The organism is Streptomyces cavernae, from assembly GCF_004023625.1.
GTDB lineage: Bacteria > Actinomycetota > Actinomycetes > Streptomycetales > Streptomycetaceae > Streptomyces > Streptomyces cavernae.
This window is the reverse complement of sequence record NZ_ML137708.1, coordinates 213863-232662: the sequence shown is the minus strand read 5'-3', so window position 1 is coordinate 232662 and position 18800 is coordinate 213863. Positions and strand designations below refer to the sequence as shown.

10 protein-coding genes are annotated in these 18800 nt (G+C 70.9%); 7 read left to right on the top strand and 3 right to left on the bottom strand.

The window, feature by feature from the left end; translation table 11 throughout:
- Window positions 1-284 precede the first annotated feature (284 nt).
- Complete coding sequence (locus EF387_RS01080) at window positions 285-830, top strand: DUF6624 domain-containing protein (RefSeq protein ID WP_420802507.1); 546 nt, start codon at window positions 285-287, stop codon at window positions 828-830.
- 91 nt (window positions 831-921) lie between these two features.
- Here the strand turns inward: EF387_RS01080 and EF387_RS01075 are convergent, their stop codons facing one another.
- The 3 genes from EF387_RS01075 to EF387_RS01065 all read right to left on the bottom strand — a co-directional run bounded on the left by EF387_RS01075 (window position 922) and on the right by EF387_RS01065 (window position 6978).
- Window positions 922-3426, bottom strand: coding sequence for a SpoIIE family protein phosphatase (locus EF387_RS01075; protein WP_128374535.1), 2505 nt, complete (start codon window positions 3424-3426; stop codon window positions 922-924).
- Window positions 3427-3646: 220 nt separating this feature from the next.
- Complete coding sequence (locus EF387_RS01070; RefSeq protein ID WP_238431272.1) at window positions 3647-5068, bottom strand: purple acid phosphatase family protein; 1422 nt, start codon at window positions 5066-5068, stop codon at window positions 3647-3649.
- 260 nt (window positions 5069-5328) lie between these two features.
- Entirely contained in the window at window positions 5329-6978 is a 1650-nt protein-coding gene (locus EF387_RS01065) for a protein kinase domain-containing protein (protein ID WP_238431271.1), read from the bottom strand.
- Window positions 6979-8170: 1192 nt separating this feature from the next.
- Here EF387_RS01065 and EF387_RS01060 point away from each other — a divergent pair.
- The 6 genes from EF387_RS01060 (at window position 8171) to sbnA (ending at window position 18743) form a co-directional block, all read left to right on the top strand.
- Window positions 8171-9421, top strand: a complete 1251-nt coding sequence (locus tag EF387_RS01060) for a heparan-alpha-glucosaminide N-acetyltransferase domain-containing protein (RefSeq protein ID WP_420802510.1) — start codon at window positions 8171-8173, stop codon at window positions 9419-9421.
- A 398-nt stretch (window positions 9422-9819) separates the two neighbouring features.
- On the top strand, window positions 9820-12231 hold the full coding sequence (locus EF387_RS01055) for a Pls/PosA family non-ribosomal peptide synthetase (protein ID WP_238431288.1): 2412 nt from the start codon (window positions 9820-9822) through the stop codon (window positions 12229-12231).
- A 101-nt stretch (window positions 12232-12332) separates the two neighbouring features.
- A complete protein-coding gene (locus EF387_RS01050) occupies window positions 12333-15602 on the top strand; it encodes a non-ribosomal peptide synthetase (protein WP_128374533.1) in 3270 nt (1089 codons plus the stop codon).
- 27 nt (window positions 15603-15629) lie between these two features.
- Window positions 15630-16631: a TauD/TfdA family dioxygenase gene (locus EF387_RS01045; protein ID WP_128374532.1), complete on the top strand. Its 1002-nt coding sequence runs from the start codon at window positions 15630-15632 to the stop codon at window positions 16629-16631.
- A complete protein-coding gene (gene sbnB / locus EF387_RS01040; protein ID WP_128374531.1) occupies window positions 16628-17716 on the top strand; it encodes a 2,3-diaminopropionate biosynthesis protein SbnB in 1089 nt (362 codons plus the stop codon). Before EF387_RS01045 ends, sbnB begins: the two co-directional genes overlap by 4 nt.
- 37 nt (window positions 17717-17753) lie before the next feature.
- Entirely contained in the window at window positions 17754-18743 is a 990-nt protein-coding gene (gene sbnA, locus EF387_RS01035; RefSeq protein WP_128374530.1) for a 2,3-diaminopropionate biosynthesis protein SbnA, read from the top strand.
- Window positions 18744-18800 lie beyond the last annotated feature (57 nt).

Sequence of the window (18800 nt, the reverse complement as noted above, 5' to 3'; positions counted from 1 at the left end):
GAATTGACGGCCCGGCAGACGCTGGGAAGGCGTGCCACTCCGTGATGTGAGAGCTGGATGGCCACCGTTGGGCAACGGACGGACGAGCCGACGCTGATCCCAGGCCGGCCCTGGGAGCGCACACGGCGGCGAAGTCCCGGGGCCTGCACCCGGTTCGCGGCCGCCGACGCGGGCGCGGTGTCCGGACGAGGGCCGGCCATCGTGGCCGCGCCGGCCGACGCCCCGGCCGCTCCCGGCGCCACGGGCACGCGGGTGTGGTTCACCCTGGCACTGCGGGGAGAGAGATGAACGGTTACGGACGACCCGGGGCATTGGCGGCGACGGAGCTCCCGCCGATGCGGGTGAGCGCGCTCGCGGACGAGTTACGCCGTAGAGCGGACGAGGACCGCGATCTCACCCGGCAGGCACAGGCCGGGCCTGTCCCGTACTTCCGGCGCCGTCTGATGGAGTGCCGCCGTGAGAACGCCGAGGTACTGCGGGCCATCGTCCACGGGCACGGCTGGCCCACCGCCGATGTGGTCGGCGAATCCGCCTCCACGGCGGCCCTGATGATCCTTCTGCACGGCCCGGACCTGGACTTCCAGCTCACCTGCCGCGACCTGATAGCCCAGGCCGCGGCGGACGGCCGGTGCCCGGCCGTGCACCACGCCTACATCGCCGACCACTGCGCCGTGGAAGAGGGCCGGCAGCAGTTCTACGGAACCCGCGTCAATCCCGTCACCCTCCGCCCGTATCCGATCCGGCAGCCGCACACCCTCGACGAACGACGCCGTGACGTCGGCCTCGGACCGCTCGCCGAACAGATGCGGCAGCTGCACCGGGGCGGTTGAGGCCGCCTCCTGGTGCAGGGCCGCCGACAGGCTCTCAGGGGTCCTTTCACCATGCCCGCCCGGGTCGCGTGGTCTGGTGTGAAAGGACCCCTCAACCCGGCAGCGGCTGTTCTGCCCAGATCGTCTTGCCCGACGGTGTCTGCCGGCTGCCCCAGCGTTCGGCGATCTGAGCGACCAGGAGCAGCCCGCGGCCCCCTTCGTCAAAGGCGCGCGCCCGGCGCAGATGCGGGGCCGCGCTGCTGCCGTCGGAAACCTCACAGATCAGGGTGTCGTGACGGATCAGCCGCAGCCGGATGGGCGCGCCGCCGTAGCGGATGGCGTTGGTGACCAGTTCGCTGACGATCAGTTCGGTGGCGAACGCCAGGTCACCGAGCCCCCAGTCCGCCACCTGTTCACCGGCCAGCCGACGCGCCTGCGGCACGGCCGCCGGGTCCGACGGCAGCTCCCAGGTGCGGATGTGACCGGCGTCGAGGGCGGAGGTGCGGGCCATCAGCAGCACGATGTCGTCCGCCGGACGGTCCTTGAGCACGTTGTTCAGGACCGCGTCGCACATGTCGTCCAGGGACCGGCCGGGCTCGGTGAGCGCGCGGCGCAGCCGCTCCATCCCGATGTCGATGTCCCGGTCCACGCCCTCGACCAGACCGTCGGTGTAGAGCGCGAGCAGACTGCCCTCGGCCAGTTCGATCTCCCTCGACTCGAACGGCAGACCGCCGAGCCCCAGCGGCGGGCCGGCCGGCAGGCTCAGGAACCGTACCCCGCCGTCCGGCGCGACCACGGCGGGCGGCGGATGCCCGGCCCGGGCCATCGAACAGGTCCGGGAGGCCGGGTCGTACACGGCGTACAGACAGGTGGCGCCGACCTCACCCATGGCCCCGCCCGGGCCCCGTACGTCCGGACCCTCCTCGCGGTCCAGCCGCACGACCAGGTCGTCGAGGCGGGTGAGCAACTCGTCCGGGGCCAGGTCGACGTCGGCCAGTGTGCGTACGGCGGTCCGCAGCCGCCCCATGGTGGCCGAGGCGTGGACGCCGTGGCCCACCACGTCACCGACGACGAGCGCGACCCGCGCCCCGGAGAGCGGGATCACGTCGAACCAGTCGCCGCCGATCCCGGTGCCGGTGCCCGCGTCCGCCGGGAGGTACCGGTAGGCGACCTCCAGCGCCGCCGGTCCGGGCGGCCGCTCGGGAAGCAGACTCCGCTGCAGGGTGAGCGCGGTGCGCCGCTCGCGCGTGAAACGGCGGGCGTTGTCGACGCTCACGGCCGCCCGCGCCACGATCTCCTCGGCGAGCAGCAGATCGTCCTCGGTGAACCCCTCCTGCGTCCGGTGCCGCAACATGTGCACCATGCCCAGCGTGATACCGCGGGCGCGCAGCGGCACCAGCAGCGCCGAGTGGATGTTGAACCTGCGTACGGTCTCGGTCCGGGCGGGGGAGGCCAGGACCCAGCTGCGCATCGCCGGGTCGTCGATGTTGTGCCGGGTGGCACGGCCGGAGGCCAGCGCCTGCACGGGAGAGGAGCCCGGCGCGTACACGTCGGGCTCGCCCGGCTTGACCACCGCCTCCGGACAGCCCCGCAGGACCGAGCGCTGGGCCGACCGCCGGAACACCACCGGTCCGGTCGTCGGCATCGGCTCCGGCTCGTCGCCGCGGAACACCGACTCCAGCAGGTCCACGGTGACGAAGTCGGCGAGCCCGCCCGTCGCCACCTCGGCCAGCTCCTCGGCTGTCGTCGTGACGTTCAGGGTGCTGCCTATCCGGGCGCTGGCCTCGTTGAGCACGACCAGCCGGCGCCGGGCCCAGTACTGCTCGGTGCTGTCGAAGACCGCCGCCGACACGCCCCGCACCGCGCCGTCCGCGTCCCGCACCGGGAAGAGGAAGATCGACCAGCTCTGTTCCCGCGTCGCGGTGGGCGAGCGGCCGTACAACTGATGGAAGACCGTTTCTCCGCTGTCGAGCACCTGCTGCTGCAGACGGTCCAGCTCGTCGAACGGGGGGTAGGGAGCCATCTCCCACAGGCTGCGTCCCAGCATTTCGCTCTCGGTGAGCCCCATCTGGCTCACCATGGCCTGGTTGGCGCCCACCAGCCGCCCCTCGTGGTCGTAGACCGCCACGCCCAACGGGAGCTGGGCGAGCGTCTCGTTCCACAGCGGCCCGGCCTGCGCCCGCGGCGCCGCCGCCCACGCCTGTGCTCCCGCCCGCTCTCCTGCCTCGGCGCGTGCCGCCTCCGTGCTCGCCGTCTCCCCGCGCGCGGCCTCCGCGCCCGCCGTCTGCCCGCGCGCCGCCTCCGTGTCCGGTGGGCGGGTCAGCAGCCATACCGTCTTGCCGTCGGAGTCCTTCAGTGGCCGCGCCCGCAGCCGTAGGACGACACGGTGGCCGTCGCGGTGGCGCAGTGCCACGTCACCGGTCCATGCGTCGGTCCCGGTGAGGCCGGGCGGCTCGTCCGCGAGCAACCGGCCCGGCATGGCCTCGGGCTCGAAGCCGAGCAGTTCGCGCGCATCGCCGTCCCAGGCGGTGATCGTCCCGTCGGTGTCGACGACGACCGCCAGGTCCTCCGGAGGCTCGTCGCGTCTGCCCGGATTGGTGCCGGACGCGTCGTCCATGAACTTCTCACCCTCGTTCTCACCACCGCCGACACCACGGCCATCGGCGACGAACGGCGGCACAGATCACGGCGTCGTCTCCAGCATCCTGCTGCGGTCGCCGACCATCAACCGAGGGAGGTCCGATGAAACCACGACATCGCCCCCTTCGCAGCGGAACGCGCACACCTGTGCTGGTCCCGTCCGTGCCGGATCCGCGGCCGGGAGCGTGCCGGCGCGATCAGCGTGTTTCGCCAGGTACTCGGGTTGCCGTGAGGCCCGCCGTGGGGCGCCTGATGCCCGAGAGGTCGTGGGCGGTGACGCTGTTGCGGTCCGCGACGGACCGGCCCAGCGCGTACTGTGGCCACAGCCCCGTGGCCACCCGCCGGCTGCGTTCGCTCCACTCGCGGGCCGCCGCGCTACTGGTCTTGTAGTAGTTGAGTGCGTAGCCGCCCTCGTGGATCCGCAGCAGACAGAAGCCGCCGGGGTACTCCTTGACCGCGCTCACCTCCTGCAGGGTGACCCGGGGTGCCCGGGGCAGCACGGTGCGCTTGTTGCGGTGGGTGTGGCCGGCGTGATGGAGGAAGACGCCGGGGGCGGCGGCGTAGGCGTCGAGGATGGCGCGGGCCTGCCGCCGGTTGAGACGGTGCCCGCTGGTGATGGGGAAGAGCGAGTTCCGCACGGTCAGCGGATGGTGCCCGAAGACCACGGTGGGCTGGTCCCGGTCCTCCCGCAGCCGGGTCCGCAGCCAGGACAGCTGCTCGCCGGACAGGGCGCCCGAGTCGCTCCCGTTGCCCCGCTTCTCGTACGTGTCCAGGCCGACGACCCGCAGCCCGCCCAGGTCGTGCGCGAAGTACGCCGGCCCCTCACCGCCCAGGAAGCCGTCGCGGAACCCGTCCCCACGGCGCCGGGGACGGTCGTGGTTGCCCCGGGTGACGAAGTAGTCCCGGCCGTGCGTGCCGAAGCCGTCCAGGATCCGTTTGGCCTCGGCCAGGTCGTGCGGTGCGCCGCCGGCCGTGATGTCGCCCGCCGCCAGCAGATGGTCGGCTCCGCGCTCCCGGGCCTCCTCGACCAGTGCCCTGGTCATGATCTCCGGGTACGGGGCCAGACCGGGCCCCTGACGGATGCCGCGCAGCAGCGGGATACCGGTGATCACCCCGGCGGTGGTCTCACCCAGGTGCAGGTCGTTGCAGAGCGCGATCGACAGCAGATGGCGGCCGGGCGGGGGCTCGGGGGTGGTGAAGGAGTACGGGCCGCCGGGCGTGCCGAGCCCGTACGGGGAGGTGCCCACGGCGTTGCCGTTGACCAGGTGCAGTGCGGTGGGGGTGGCGGCCGTACCGCGGGAGCGGGCCTGGTAGTAGTACGTCTGGCCGGGCTCGAGATCGGTCAGCTCGACGTAGTGATGCGCGGTGCGGCCGCGCTCGGAGGCCGTGCGGTTGAGCCGGGCGGGATGGGTGCCGTAGACGACCTCGCCCTCGGTGACCGCGGGCAGCATCCGCCCGAGACCGTCGTTGGTGCCGGGCACGCCCGTGTACCAGGTGATGATCGCGCGGTCCTCGGTCAGGGTCACCAGTTCGAGGTTGACGGCGGCTACGGCGTTCGGGGCGTAGGACTGGCGCACGCCCCTGGTGCGGAGGGCGGCGCGCAAGAGGTCGAAAGGCACGGTGAGACAGCAGCGCATGCTCGGTGTCTGTCCGGCCGCGCTGAACGACGGGGTGTGCGTAGGCAGCGGGCCCGCATCCGGGACACGACAACTGCTCTCGACGGGCATCGAGGCCTCCGCTCTGGGTAATTGCCGCGCCACAGTACTGGAATGGCGGCTCCGCTTGCCCGCCTTGGTCCGCTTCCGTACGCAATCTCACACGCCGTCGGGCCGCCATTTCGTCTCACGAGTAACACCAGTCACCACAGACAACTCACGTGTCAACGGGTTGCCTCTTTGAACGTCTCGAGGAAGTTGCTCAGCGCCCTCCGGTTGGCTGCCTTGCCGAAGTCGTCCGCCGGGGTCGTCCAGCGCAGCGAGTAGCCCTCGCGGGCGCCGGTGAGCCAGCCGCGTCCGAAGGTGCGGGACGTCACGTCGTCGACGGTGGCGAGCCACTCCATGTCGGCGCCCTGGTAGCCGTGGTACCTGAGGGCGCCGATGTCGCCCAGGCGCCGGTAGTCCGGGAAGTCCTGCTTCAGGTCCTGCTCGGCCTTCTCCCAGACCTTCACCGGGTCCGGCTTGAGCCGCTCGGCGAAGGTGACCACCAAGGTGCGCGGATCCCCGGAGGCACCGAAGACGGCACGGAACGAGTCGTTGCCGTCGGTGATGGTCTGCACGCGCTTGAAGCCCTTGGGCAGGTAGACCGAGAAGCCCTCCGGCGCGCGGTAGCGGTAGAAGCCGTCCAGCGGGTTGTCGGGGGCGGTGCGCGAGGGGGTGGGGGACGGCGGAGTGGACCGCGGCGGTGTGATGGTGCGGGGCGGGTCGGACGGGACGGGGTCGCGGCCGCTGTTGTTGCCGGACGGACTCGCCGAGACCGGCGGAGCGGTGGAGGGCGGTGCGGACGGTGACGGCGAGGGCCCGGCGTCCGACGCGGACGGCCCGGTGTCGCCACCGCCGCCGACGGCCGCCGCGACCACGGCACCGGACGCGAGGACGACCGCGACACCCACCCAGACCACCGCCGAGCGGCTCTTCCACCGCTGGCCCGCCCGGCAGGCGGCGGCGTACGCGTGCTGCACCCGCGGCCTGGAGTGCGCCTGCGCCGACGCTGCCCGGTCGTGTTCCCGCACCACGCGGACGAGCGCCTTGCGCGCCACGTTCTCGGTCAGCCGCTCCCGCCAGTTCTTGCGCAGCAGGCCCTGGATGACCAGGTCCAGTGGTCCGGCGTTCTCGGGGTCGATCAGGGGCAGCCGCTCGACGGCGCGCAGGGTGGCCTCCGGGCTGCCCCGGTCCACGAACGGCGGGCGGCCCTCGACCAGCGCGTACAGGATGGCGCCCAGCGCCCACAGGTCGGAGGCGGGGCCGGCGTTCTCACCGCGGGCCTGCTCGGGGGAGGCGAACGTCGGAGTGGTGACGGGCAGCGCGGAGGTGGCGCCGATCAGCCCGAATCCCGAGACCGTGACGGCGCCCTCCTCGCTGACCAGCACCTGCGAGGGGCTTAGGTCGCCGTGGATGATCTGGGCGCGATGCGCGGCGGCGAGCACGTCGAGGATCTCCAGCCCGATGCGGGCCGCCCGGCCCGGGGAGAACGGTCCGTCCCACCGGAGGAGTTCGTCCAGCGGGGTACCCTCCACCCGCTCGGCGACCGTCCACAGCACCCCGGTTTCCTCGACGACGGCGATGACGGTGGCGACCTTGCCCGGGCAGGCGATCTCCATGGCCTCGGAGTCCCGCATGATCCGCGCTGCGGTACGCCGGGAGGTGCCTTCCCGCAGCCCGCCGGGAAGGTACGACTCCGTCATGTAGACCGGCTGTTCGGTCTCGATGTCCTGACCGTGCCAGCTGTTTCGGCTCTCCCCCTGCTGGACGATCTCCAGCGGCCGGTATTTGCCGCCGACGACCCCGGGTTGGGAGACTCGCGGTTCGATCATGGCCATCCCTGCTGCACCTGTGGATTCGGATCTTTCCCAGAAGTACGGCGGGCGAGATGGTTAGCGTTCAAAAGAACGATGACTGAGGGAAGTTGAGACCGTCTCCGGTTCACCTCCTGCCCGGATTGCGCAGGTACGAGGGGTTGCGTGGAGCGCGGGGGCGGCGCGGGGTGGTGGGGCGTGCGCCGTCGAGGCACGCCGCCGCCCCGCTGGGCGCGCAAACCTCCAGAGGCCCGCGCCTGTCGGGCCTGGACCCCCCATCGGCCGGTTGCCCCCTTTTTTTGTCGGTAGCCGGATCCGCTTTCCGGCAGCCGGATCCCCGTTTAGGCGGCCGGATCCCCGTCGGTCGTGGATCCGCCGGCCGACGACCGCGCGCAGGTTGACGGCGTGTTACGTGCCGGGGATGGGAATGTGACACGGACCGGACGCTCGCCCGTGGGGTGCAAAAGGTCTGATGTGGCTGCGGAACACGGCTGAGCAGCCGGATCGTGCGATTTCTGAGATCTCCTTCCCCAGGGTTTCCGTTTATGGCTTGGGCGCCTTAAGGCGCGAAATCCCAGGTTGTGCACTCCGGCGCATTCGCGCCGCAAGTTCCGCTTGACGGGTGATCAGTCGAGATGGGGCCAAGTGTCCAAGTTGTCTTGACTCGCGCCATGATCGAAGGACAGAATGCTTCTCGCGTCTTTCGTCTGACCGGCATTTTTGGACCGAGCCGTTTCCGCCGACCGTAGGCCAAAGCCGCTTCCGTAACACTTCCGGGACAACGTCTCTCGTCCAGGCGTTCGCCCGCCATCGTGCAAGGGGGAGGCACGGCGCCGATGGACTACCTACGGCCCAGGTCAGGCCGCCCTGCCCCGTATGGACGCCGCAGACACACCCCTGTCGGCAGTCCAGTCCGCTCCCGGGCGACGTCCGGGTCATAAACCCAACCGTCGTTTCTCGTCACAAAGTCAACGGATTTCCAGCGGTGTGCGGGAGCGCCGCTTTCCATTCTCCTGCCTTGCGGTCTCTTGCCTTCCGGCCATTGCCCGCCGGCATCGGCTATTGCATGGATGTCAGCGACTGCTCGCTTGCGATCACCTTTGTTCGGAGAAATGCATGACCCTGTTCGCATTACCTGCGGCGCCGGCCGCCCAACCCATCACCGAGCTGACCACCTCGGGAAGGATCGATGACCGACGCGCGCCTGCCCATCAGTAAGTCCGCACCGACGGAGCGCCTTTCAAGCGCCCCGTCCTCGAATTCCGCTGGTCCGGCCCCGGCCGAAAAACCACGGCCGGAACGGATCGCCGGTATTGACGTGGCACGCGGTGTCGCCGTTCTCGGCATGCTGTCCGTACACGTCTTCGACACCTTCGACAGGGACGGAACGCCCACAGTGGCCTGGTCCGTCGCCGCCGGACGCTCCGCGGCGACGTTCGCCGTCGCCGCCGGTATCGGACTGGCGTTCACCACCGGCCGGCAGCGCCCCGTCACAGGACGCACCACCACGGTGACGGTCGCCGTCCGCGCACTCCTCATCACCGTCCTGGGGCTCGCCCTCAGCTATGTGACGGTGCCGGCGGAGCTGGACCAGGTGGGCATCGTCCTGCCCTACTACGGCCTGCTGTTCCTGCTGGTGATCCCGCTCCTCGGCCGGAGCCCGCGCACCCTGGCCTGCATCGCGGCCGGAATCGCCGTCCTGGCGCCGGTCCTGCTCCGCGCGCTGGCCCGGATCCTGCCCGAGCCCGGCCTCTCCCTGGACCCGACCCCCGGCGACCTGCTGCACCAACCGCTCGGCGTGCTGTCCCAGCTGCTGGTCTTCGGGGAGTACCCGGCGCTGGCCTGGCTCGCGTACATCTGCGCCGGACTCGCCGTCGGACGGCTGCGGTTGACGTCCGTCCGGGTGGCCCGGCGGCTGTTCCTCGGCGGGCTGGCGCTGGCGGTCACGGCCTGGGCCGCCGCGTCCCTGGTACTGCTGCGCCTCGGGGGGCTGCGGCACCTGTGGCGCGCCGAGTTCGACCACGAGCACTGGCCCGAGGCGCGGACCGTCGCGCTGTGGGAGGTCCCGGACGGCCACTCCTGGTGGTCGTTGCTGTCGCGGGCGCCGCACAGCACCACACCGTTCGACATGCTGCACACCCTCGGCTCGGCGCTGGCGCTGCTCGGCGCACTTCTCCTGGTGACACGGACCCGCACCGTCAACAGGCTGCTGTCACCACTGGCGGCGGCCGGCAGCATGCCGCTCACCTTCTACTGCCTGCACATCCTGTTCCTGGCCACAGGAGTGTTCAGCGGCTCCCCGTACACGCAGTACGCCGTCATGGTCGCGACCGCGCTGACCTTCGCGGTCGTGTGGCGGCACACGAGGGGGCGGGGGCCGCTCGAGTCAATGATCACCGTCATCGCACAGCGCGCCGGCCGCGCGGCCGGCACGCGCAAGGGGGACACGGGGGAACGATGACCACACCGATAGACGCGGAGGAGCCCACGGGGGCAGCGATCCGCAAAACCGAGCCGTACCCAGAGGGCGTTCACACGACCGAAGCCCCCGCCGGACACCCGGCACAGCTCCAGCCGTGGCGAACCCACACCGCCAATCCGTCCGCACCACCGCACACGCCGGCGCCGCAGCCGGTATCGCACACACCGACCCCACCCGCGGTACCGCACACATCGACTCCGCCCGTGCCGGCGACCACGCCGACGCCGCCCGTACCACCGCACATCGCCGCGAGCACGACCACTCCGGCTCCCGCGGCACCGGCTCCGGTGCAACCGCCCGCGGTGCCCACCGCGCACCCGGCGCCCGCCTCTCCGGGAGCCACCCAGCAGGTCTTCGCCGAACTGCTCGCCGCCGTCATGAAGGTCGACCAAGTCGCCGCCGACGCCCACTTCTTCGACGATCTCGGCGCCAACTCGCTCACGATGGCGCACTTCTGCGCACGCGTCAGGAAGCAGCCGGACCTGCCGTCGGTGTCCATGAAGGACATCTACCGGTACACCACCGTCCGGAGCCTCGCCCAGGCGCTCGCGGGGAGCGAGCCGGCGCAGACCGCCGCCGCGCCCGCGGCGGAGGCCTCCGGGGACGCCGGAACCGTGGTGCCCGCCGTCGTGCCGGCCGGTACACGGCGGTATGTGCTGTGCGGCGCCGCCCAGTTGCTGATCTTCCTCGGCTACTCCTGGCTCACCGGGCTGGTCACCGCCCACGGCTACCACTGGGTCTCCGACGGCTCGGGGATCGTCGACGTGTACCGGCGCGCCGTCGTCTTCGGCGGCGCCGTGTTCGTCGGCATGTGCCTCTTCCCGATCGCGGCCAAGTGGATCCTCGTCGGACGGTGGACCGCGCGTGAGTTCCCCCTCTGGGGCCTGACCTACCTGCGCTTCTGGACCGTCAGAGTCCTGCTTCGGGCGAACCCGATGGGCCTGTTCGTCGGCAACCCGCTCCACGTCCTCTATCTGCGCGCTCTCGGTGCGAAGATCGGCAGGCGGGTCACGATCCTCTCCCGCAGGGTCCCGGTCTGCACCGACCTCCTCACCGTCGGCGACGGCACCGTCATCCGCAGGGAGGCGTTCATCCACTGCTACCGGGCGTACGCCGGCCGCATCCAGACCGGTCCGGTCACCCTCGGCCGCGACGTCTACGTCGGCGAGCACACCGTCCTCGACATCCACACGGCCATCGGCGACGGAGCCCAGCTCGGCCATGCGTCGGCGCTCCAGCGTGGCGAGGCGATCCCGAGCGGCCAGCGCTGGCACGGTTCCCCGGCTCAGCGCACCGAAGTCGACCATGTGCGGGTGGCACCGGCCCAGTGCGGCACCCTGCGCCGGGCCGCCTACGCCGTCGGCACTCTCCTGCAGACCCTGCTCGTGGCCGTTCCCCTCGGAGTCGGCGGTGTGTACATGCTGTTCAGCGGGGTGCCCGCGCTCGCCGACCGGCTGGCCCCGGGCGTCGAGGACATCACATCGCCGACGCTCTACACCGACGCCCTGCTCCTGTCGCTCGCCCTGTTCTCCGGTCTGGTCGTCACGGGACTGCTCGTGATGTTCACCGTTCCGCGCCTGCTGAACCTGACGGTCAAGCCCGACCGGGTCTATCCGCTGTACGGCTTCCACTACTCGGTGCACCGGGCGATCACCCGGCTGACCAACATCAAGTTCTTCGCGTGGCTCTGTGGCGACAGCTCCTACATCGTCCACTACCTGCGCTGCCTCGGCTACGACCTGTCCAAGGTGGAGCAGACCGGCTCGAACTTCGGCACGGCCGTCCAGCATGAGACCCCGTACCACGTCTCCGTCGGCAGCGGAACCATGGTCGCCGACGGACTGTCGATCATCAACGCGGACTACTCCAGCAGCTCCTTCCGGGTCTCCCGCGTCTCGATCGGCTCCCACAACTTCCTCGGCAACTTCATCGTCTACCCCTCGGGCGGCCGGACGGGCGACAACTGCCTGCTCGCGACGAAGGTGATGGTCCCACTCGACGGCGAGATCCGCGAAGGCGTCGGCCTGCTCGGCTCGCCGCCCTTCGAGATCCCGCGCACCGTGGAGCGGGACACCCGTTTCGACCACCTCCGCTCCGGCGACGAGCTGCGCCGTCGCCTGGCCGCGAAGAACCGGCACAACCTCCGCACGATGGGTATCTGGCTGTTCATCCGGTGGCTGCACTTCTTCCTGCTGACCGTGCTGGGCCTCGCCACCCTCGAACGCTACGACGCCGTCGGACAGTTGATGATCGCCGGCTATGTGGTGCTCAGCCTCGCCCTCAGCGCGGGCTACTTCATCCTGGTCGAGCGCTGCCTGACGCGCTTCCGGCCGCTCGAGCCACGACTGTGCTCCATCTACGACCCCTACTTCTGGTGGCACGAACGCCTGTGGAAGGTGCCGGACACCTACCTCGCCCTGTTCAACGGCACTCCGTTCAAGGGCCTGGTATGGCGCCTGGTGGGGGTACGCGTCGGCCGCCGCCTCTTCGACGACGGATGCACGCTGACGGAGCGCACCCTCACCGCCATCGGCGACGACTGCACGCTCAACGCGGCGAGCAAGATCCAGTGTCACTCGCAGGAGGACGGCACCTTCAAGTCCGACCACAGCACGATCGGCGCCGGTTGCACGCTCGGCACGGGCGCCCTCGTCCACTACGGAGTGACGATGGGCGACGGCGCCGTGCTCGCCGCGGACTCCTTCCTGATGAAGGGCGAGGAAGTACCGCCACTCGCGTACTGGGCGGGCAATCCCGCCACCGCCCCGGCGGGCCCACGAGCCCGCTGACACCCGGACCGCCCACCGGTTCACGGCACAGACACGGGCCCTGGCTCCCGGAAATCCGGCACAGCGCACCAACACTCATGGCAAACGGGGGGAAATCAACGATGGAAAAGTCCCTGGACGACGCCCGCGCATTCTGGGCGGGAGTACTCACCGCCGGCGGCTTCACCGCGATTCCGCGGTGGACCCTGACGCCGGAACCCGGCGTCGCCGTATACGAAACACCGGTTCCGGACGACCTCGGCGCGGCGGCGCGACGGCCGGGCGGGCTGATGGCCGCACACGCCAAGGTGCTCGCCGCGCTCTCCGGCGAGCAAGAGATCACCACCGGACTCGCCGTGGGGGACCGTGCCCTGCCGTGCCGGCTGACGACCGACTCCGGCTCCTGGCACGACCTGCTGGCCGACGCCCACCGTACCGAGACCGCGCTGCTCGCCCACCAGCACCACCCCCTCGACGACCTGAGGAAGGAACTCGGCCTGACCGGGCCCGCGTACGAGACGATCCTCGACCCGGCCGGCGGCGACCCCACCGAGGAGGTCGTCCTGCACGTGGCACTCGTCGCCGGGACCGGGGCAGACGACGGCGACGTACTGCGCCTGCGGTACCGCACCGACGCCCTCGACGCCGACTGCGCGGCCCGGATCGCCGGCTACCACCTCACCGCCCTCCGGCTCATGCACACCGACCCCGCCCGCGACCACCGGCGCCAGAGCCTGCTGACCGCCGACGAACTCCGCCACCAGCTCGAAGGACTCGCCGGACCGCACCGGGAACTGCCCGACGCCCGCGCCCACGAGCTGTTCGAGCAGCGGGTCCTGGCCCACCCGGACACCGTCGCGGCCGTGCACGGCGCGCGGCAGTGGACGTACCGGGAACTCAACTCCCGCGCCAACCGCCTCAGCCGGGCCCTGCTGGCCCGCGGGCTCGGACGCGAAGGCGTCGTCGCGGTGGTCACCGAACGCAACCTGGACTGGATGGCGGCCGTCCTCGCGGTCTTCAAGGCCGGCGGGGTCTATCTGCCCATCGAGCCGCACTTCCCGGCCGACCGCATCGCCGCCACCCTCTCCCGCGCGGAGTGCGGACTCGTCCTCACCGAGCCCGCGAGCACCGGCACCCTCGACAAGGCCCTGGCCGACCTGCCGCACGTGCGCAAACTGCTGGTGGACGAGGCGTACGCGGACGGACACCCCGACGACAACCCCGCCGTCACGGTCACCGCGGACCAACTCGCGTACATCTACTTCACCTCCGGCTCCACCGGTGAGCCCAAAGGCGCCATGTGCGAGCACGCCGGCCTGCTCAACCACCTTTACGCCAAGATCGACGACCTGGGCATCGGGGAGGGCCAGGTCGTCGCGCAGACCGCGCCCCAGTGCTTCGACATCTCCCTGTGGCAGCTGATCTCCGCGCTCCTGGTGGGCGGACGCACCCTGCTGGTCGAGCAGGACGTGATCCTCGACGTCCGGCGGTTCGTCGACCGGATCGCGGACGGCCGGGTGAACGTGCTCCAGGTCGTGCCGTCGTACCTGGAGGTCGTCCTCACCCATCTGGAGCGGCACCCCCGCGAACTGCCGGACCTGCGCTGTGTCTCCGTCACCGGAGAGGCGCTGAAGAAGGAGCTCACCGAGCGCTGGTTCGCGGCCGAGCCGAACATCGGCCTCGTCAACGCCTACGGTCTGACGGAGACTTCGGACGACACCAACCACGAGGTCATGGACCGCGTCCCCGAGCGTGAGCGGGTACCGCTCGGGCCGCCCGTGAACAACGTGCACGTCTACGTCGTCGACGAGCGGCTGACACCGGTGCCGCTGGGCGCGCCCGGCGAGATCGTCTTCTCCGGGGTGTGCGTCGGCCGCGGATACGTCAACGACCCCGAGCGCACCCGGCTCGCCTTCACCACCGATCCGCACCGCCCCGGCCGACGGCTCTACCGCAGCGGTGACCAGGGCCGTTGGCTCCCCGAGGGCAAACTGGAGTTCCTCGGCCGCCGGGACACCCAGGTCAAGGTCCGCGGCTTCCGCATCGAGATCGGCGAGATCGAGAACACCCTGCTGCGGGTGCCAGGTGTCCGCGACGGCGCCGTGGTCGTCGCCGAGGGGCCCGACCGGGGCAAACGGCTGGTCGCCTTCTACACCGCACCGCACCCGATCCAACCCGACGCCCTGCGCGAGGTGTTGGGCCGCTCGCTGCCCGCGTACATGGTGCCCTCGGCCTTCCACCGCCGCGAGCGGCTGCCGCTGACCGCCAACAGCAAGACCGACCGGAAGACGCTGACCGCGCTCGCCGCGGAACTCGACGCCGCCGACGACACCTGCCCGACCCGTCTCGAGCCGCGCACCGCCACCGAACAGCGGCTCGCCGCGGCCTGGGCACAGGTCCTCGGCATCCCGCAGGAGCGGATCGGCCGGCTCGACCACTTCTTCGACCGGGGCGGCTCCTCGCTGTCGGCGGTGAAGCTGGCGATCGCACTGGACCGCACGGTGTCACTCAAGGACGTCACCCGCCATCCGGTCCTCGCCGATCTCGCCGATCTCGTCGACGGCCGGACCGAACGCCGGACCGAGCTGCTGCAGACCCTGTCCAAACCGGACGGTACACCGGTTGCCTCACTGATCTGTTTCCCGTACGCCGGCGGCAACGCGGTCAACTTCCAGCCCCTGGCCCGCGCGTTGCGGGGGAGCGGTATCGCCGTGCACGCGGTCGAACTGCCCGGCCACGACCCGACGACGGGCAGCGAGGCGTTCGCGGCACTGGACGAGATCGTCGGCAGCGTGGTCGCCGAGATCGACCGGCTGGGGCCGACGCGGCTGATGTTGTGGGGCCACTCCGCCGGGTCCGCCTACGCCGTGGAGACCGCCCGGCGCCTTCAGGCCGCCGGCACCGAAGTCCAGCACGTGTTCCTGGGGGCCCAGCTGCCGGGGGACGCAAGGAGCCGCCGGAACGGCCTCGAGCGGCTGATGGCCCGCGGCAACCCCGACATCGTCGCCGACCTGCGCGCGGACGGCGGCTACACCGAACTCGATGAGCTGGACGCGCGGCGCGCCGAACAGGCCGCGGCGGCCTACCGGTACGACTGCGTGTGCGCGCACCGGTACTTCGTCGACGCCCTGTCGACCCCGCCCACCGTCAAACTGTCCGCGCCCGTCACCGTGGTGCTCGCCGCGGACGACGCCGGCACGGCCGGCGACCCCCTGCGCCACCGCGCCTGGGAACTGTTCGCCCACCACGTAGAGCTCCATGAACTGCCCGACGGGGGCCACCACTTCATCCGCACCCGCCCGGCCGCCGCGGCCCGGGCCGTCCTGCGGCCGACCACGCCGTCCGCGCACGCGGCACGGACCGACTCCCCGGCCGCGACGACCGAATCCTGAACCCGCGAACCGAAAGGAACCAGCGACATGTCGACCTCCGCCTCGGCATCCCTGCTCGACGTCGAAACCCGCCCCGGGAAGCCCGCACTGCTCACCGCCGAGTCCCTCGACCCACCAGGGTGGGCCACCACACACCGGGCCGCCCTGCGCTCCGCGGTCGTCGAGCACGGAGCGGTCCTGGTGCGCGGACTCGGCCTCGCCGACCCGGACACCACCGGCGCCGTCCTCCGCCTGCTGGCCGACGGACTGATGACCGAGCAGGAGGCCTTCGCACCCCGCCGCACCTACGCCGACCGCATCTACTCCGCCACCGCCTGGCCCGCCAACCAGCAGATGTGCATGCACCACGAACTCAGCTACCGGCTGGAGTTCCCCGGCCTGATGCTCTTCGCCTGTCTCACCGCGCCCAGCCGGGGCGGGGCGACCGCCGTGGCCGACGCGGAAGCCGTACTGCGCGCGCTGCCCGCCGAGGTCGCCGCTCGCTTCGAACGCGAGGGCTGGCTGCTCACCCGCAACTACAACGACGAGATCGGCGCGTCGTACGCGGACGCGTTCGGCACCGAGGACCGGGCCGCGGTCGAGGCCTACTGCCGGGCCAACGCCATCGAGTTCGCCTGGCAGCCGGACGGCGGACTGCGCACCCGCCAGCGCCGCAGCGCCGTGGTGCGCCACCCGCTGACCGGCCGACGCTGCTGGTTCAACCAGATCGCCTTCCTCAACGAGTGGACCCTCGATCCGGAGATCCGCGACTACCTTGTGGACTTCTACGGCCCGGACGGACTGCCGTTCAACACCCGCTTCGGCGGCGGCGATCCGATCGGACCCGAGATCGTCCAGCTCCTGAACGACGTCTACGAGCGGCACACCGTGCGCGAACCGTGGCAGCCCGGCGATCTGCTGCTCGTCGACAACGTCCGCTGCGCGCACGCCCGCGAGCCCTACGAAGGCGACCGCGACGTGCTCGTCGCGCTGGCCGACACCGTGTCCCTGACCGACTGCGAGCCGACTGCCGAGGTGACCTCCCGATGACGAGCACCCATGAGACCGCCCACTCCACCCGATCCGCGGACGAGCCCCTGGGCTCCCGCCCCTCGATCGTGCCGCCGTTCACGGTGATCCCCGGTGACCAGGTCCAACTCGCCCTGCGGGGCCGCGAGAAGAAGGTCATGGAGCTGGTCGAGGCCACGTACCGGTTGCACGGAGCCGGTGACTCGGTGAACCCGCCGTCGTACTTCCTGCGCTTCCCCGACCGCCCGACCTCGCGGATCATCGCCCTGCCCGCGTCCATCGGCGGTCCGAACCGGGTCGACGGCCTGAAGTGGATCTCCAGCTTCCCGCAGAACGTGGCGAGGGGCGTCCCCCGGGCATCGGCCGTACTGATCCTCAACGACCACGACACCGGCTATCCGTTCGCCTGCCTGGAGAGCTCCATCATCAGCGCCACGCGCACAGCGGCCTCGGCCGCGCTCGCCGCCGACCGCCTCAGCCGGAACCGCCGGCGGCCCGCCCGGGTCGGGTTCATCGGCACCGGACTGATCGCCCGCTACATCCACACGTTCCTCACCGGCACCGGCTGGTCGTTCGACGAGATCGGCGTGCACGACCTGTCCGCCGACAGCGCGGCCGGCTTCCGCACCTACCTCGAACAGTCGGGCTGCCCCGGCCGGATCACCGTCCACGACAGCGCCGAGCAACTGATCCGGCACAGCGACCTGATCGTGTTCGCCACCGTGGCGGCCAAGCCGCACATCACCGAACCCGCGTGGTTCGACCACCATCCGCTGGTGCTGCACGTGTCGCTGCGCGACCTCGCACCCGAGATCGTGCTCGACTCGGCCAACGTCGTCGACGACGTGGAGCACTGCCTGAAGGCCGACACCTCCGTCCACCTCGCCGAACAGCGCACCGGCAACCGCGACTTCCTGGACGGAACACTCGACGACGTGATCACCGGGCGGATGTCACCGCCGGCCGACCGGACGCTGGTGTTCTCGCCCTTCGGCCTGGGCGTGCTCGACCTGGCGGTCGGCAAGTTCGTCTACGACGAAGTGGCGGCCGGCGGCGAACTCCACGTCGTCGACGACTTCTTCCATGAGCTGCGCCGGTACGGATGAGGCAGTCGGGGGACTGCTGCAGGACCAGGGGGGCAACGTGCCAGTCATTTCATTACCCACGGACTTCAACGAGGAGGAGCTGTACGTCGACCTGCGGTCGATGCTCGGCCACTCCCTCTACCTGAAGTGCGAGGGCTTCAACTTCGCCGGTTCCATCAAGCTGAAAGCCGCGCAGGAGATGGTGGAGGCGGCCGAACGGGGCGGTGTGCTTTCACCGGGATCGATTCTCGTGGAGTCGTCCTCGGGGAACCTCGGCGTGGCGCTCGCGACGATCGCCGCGAGCAAGGGCTACCAGTTCGTGTGCGTCACCGACGCGCGCTGCAACCTCTCGACGCGGCGGCTGATGGAGGCGCTCGGCAGCCAGGTGCACATCATCGCCGAACCGGACGTCAGCGGCGGGTTCCTCGGCGCGCGGATCGAGTATGTCCGCGCGCTGTGCGCCTCCGACGACCAGTACGTCTGGTTGAACCAGTACACGAATCCCAACAACTGGAAGGCGCACTACCGCACCACAGCTCCGGCCATAGCACGCCAGTTCCCGCACCTGGACGTGCTGTTCGTGGGGGCGGGCACCACCGGCACCCTGATGGGCTGCGCGCGCTACTTCCGGGAACGGCGCCGCCCGGTGCGGATCGTGGCCGTCGACAGCGTCGGCTCGGTGACCTTCGGCGGCCCGCCGGGTCGGCGGATGATCCCGGGGCTGGGGACGAGCGTCCGCCCGCAGCTCCTCGACGAGTCCTATGTGGACGAGGTCGTCAACGTGGAGGAGGCGGACACCATCCGGGCCTGTCACCGGCTGGCCAGACGCGGGTTCCTCTTCGGCGGCTCGACGGGCACCGTCGTCAGCGGCGCCGCACAGTGGCTCGACCACCACGATGTGCAGGGCCGGCTGACCGCCGCCGCCATCGCCCCGGACCTGGGCGAACGCTATCTGGACACCGTCTACCAGATGAACTGGCTGCAGGACCTCTACGGGACGGCCCTGCTGCCCGACGACGAACTCACCGCCGGAGTGACACCGGCCTGACCCCCAGGCCCTGTCGTCGAATTCCCGTCTGCCGCGCGACGCCATGCACGCTCCCCC

Bases quoted from the DNA above. Each gene is read 5' to 3' on its own strand.
- EF387_RS01080 (WP_420802507.1), top strand. From the start codon at position 285: ATGAACGGTTACGGACGACCCGGGGCATTGGCGGCGACGGAGCTCCCG.
- EF387_RS01075 (WP_128374535.1), bottom strand. From the start codon at position 3,426: ATGGACGACGCGTCCGGCACCAATCCGGGCAGACGCGACGAGCCTCCG.
- EF387_RS01065 (WP_238431271.1), bottom strand. From the start codon at position 6,978: ATGATCGAACCGCGAGTCTCCCAACCCGGGGTCGTCGGCGGCAAATAC.
- EF387_RS01055 (WP_238431288.1), top strand. From the start codon at position 9,820: ATGAAGGTCGACCAAGTCGCCGCCGACGCCCACTTCTTCGACGATCTC.
- EF387_RS01050 (WP_128374533.1), top strand. From the start codon at position 12,333: ATGGAAAAGTCCCTGGACGACGCCCGCGCATTCTGGGCGGGAGTACTC.
- EF387_RS01045 (WP_128374532.1), top strand. From the start codon at position 15,630: ATGTCGACCTCCGCCTCGGCATCCCTGCTCGACGTCGAAACCCGCCCC.
- sbnB (WP_128374531.1), top strand. From the start codon at position 16,628: ATGACGAGCACCCATGAGACCGCCCACTCCACCCGATCCGCGGACGAG.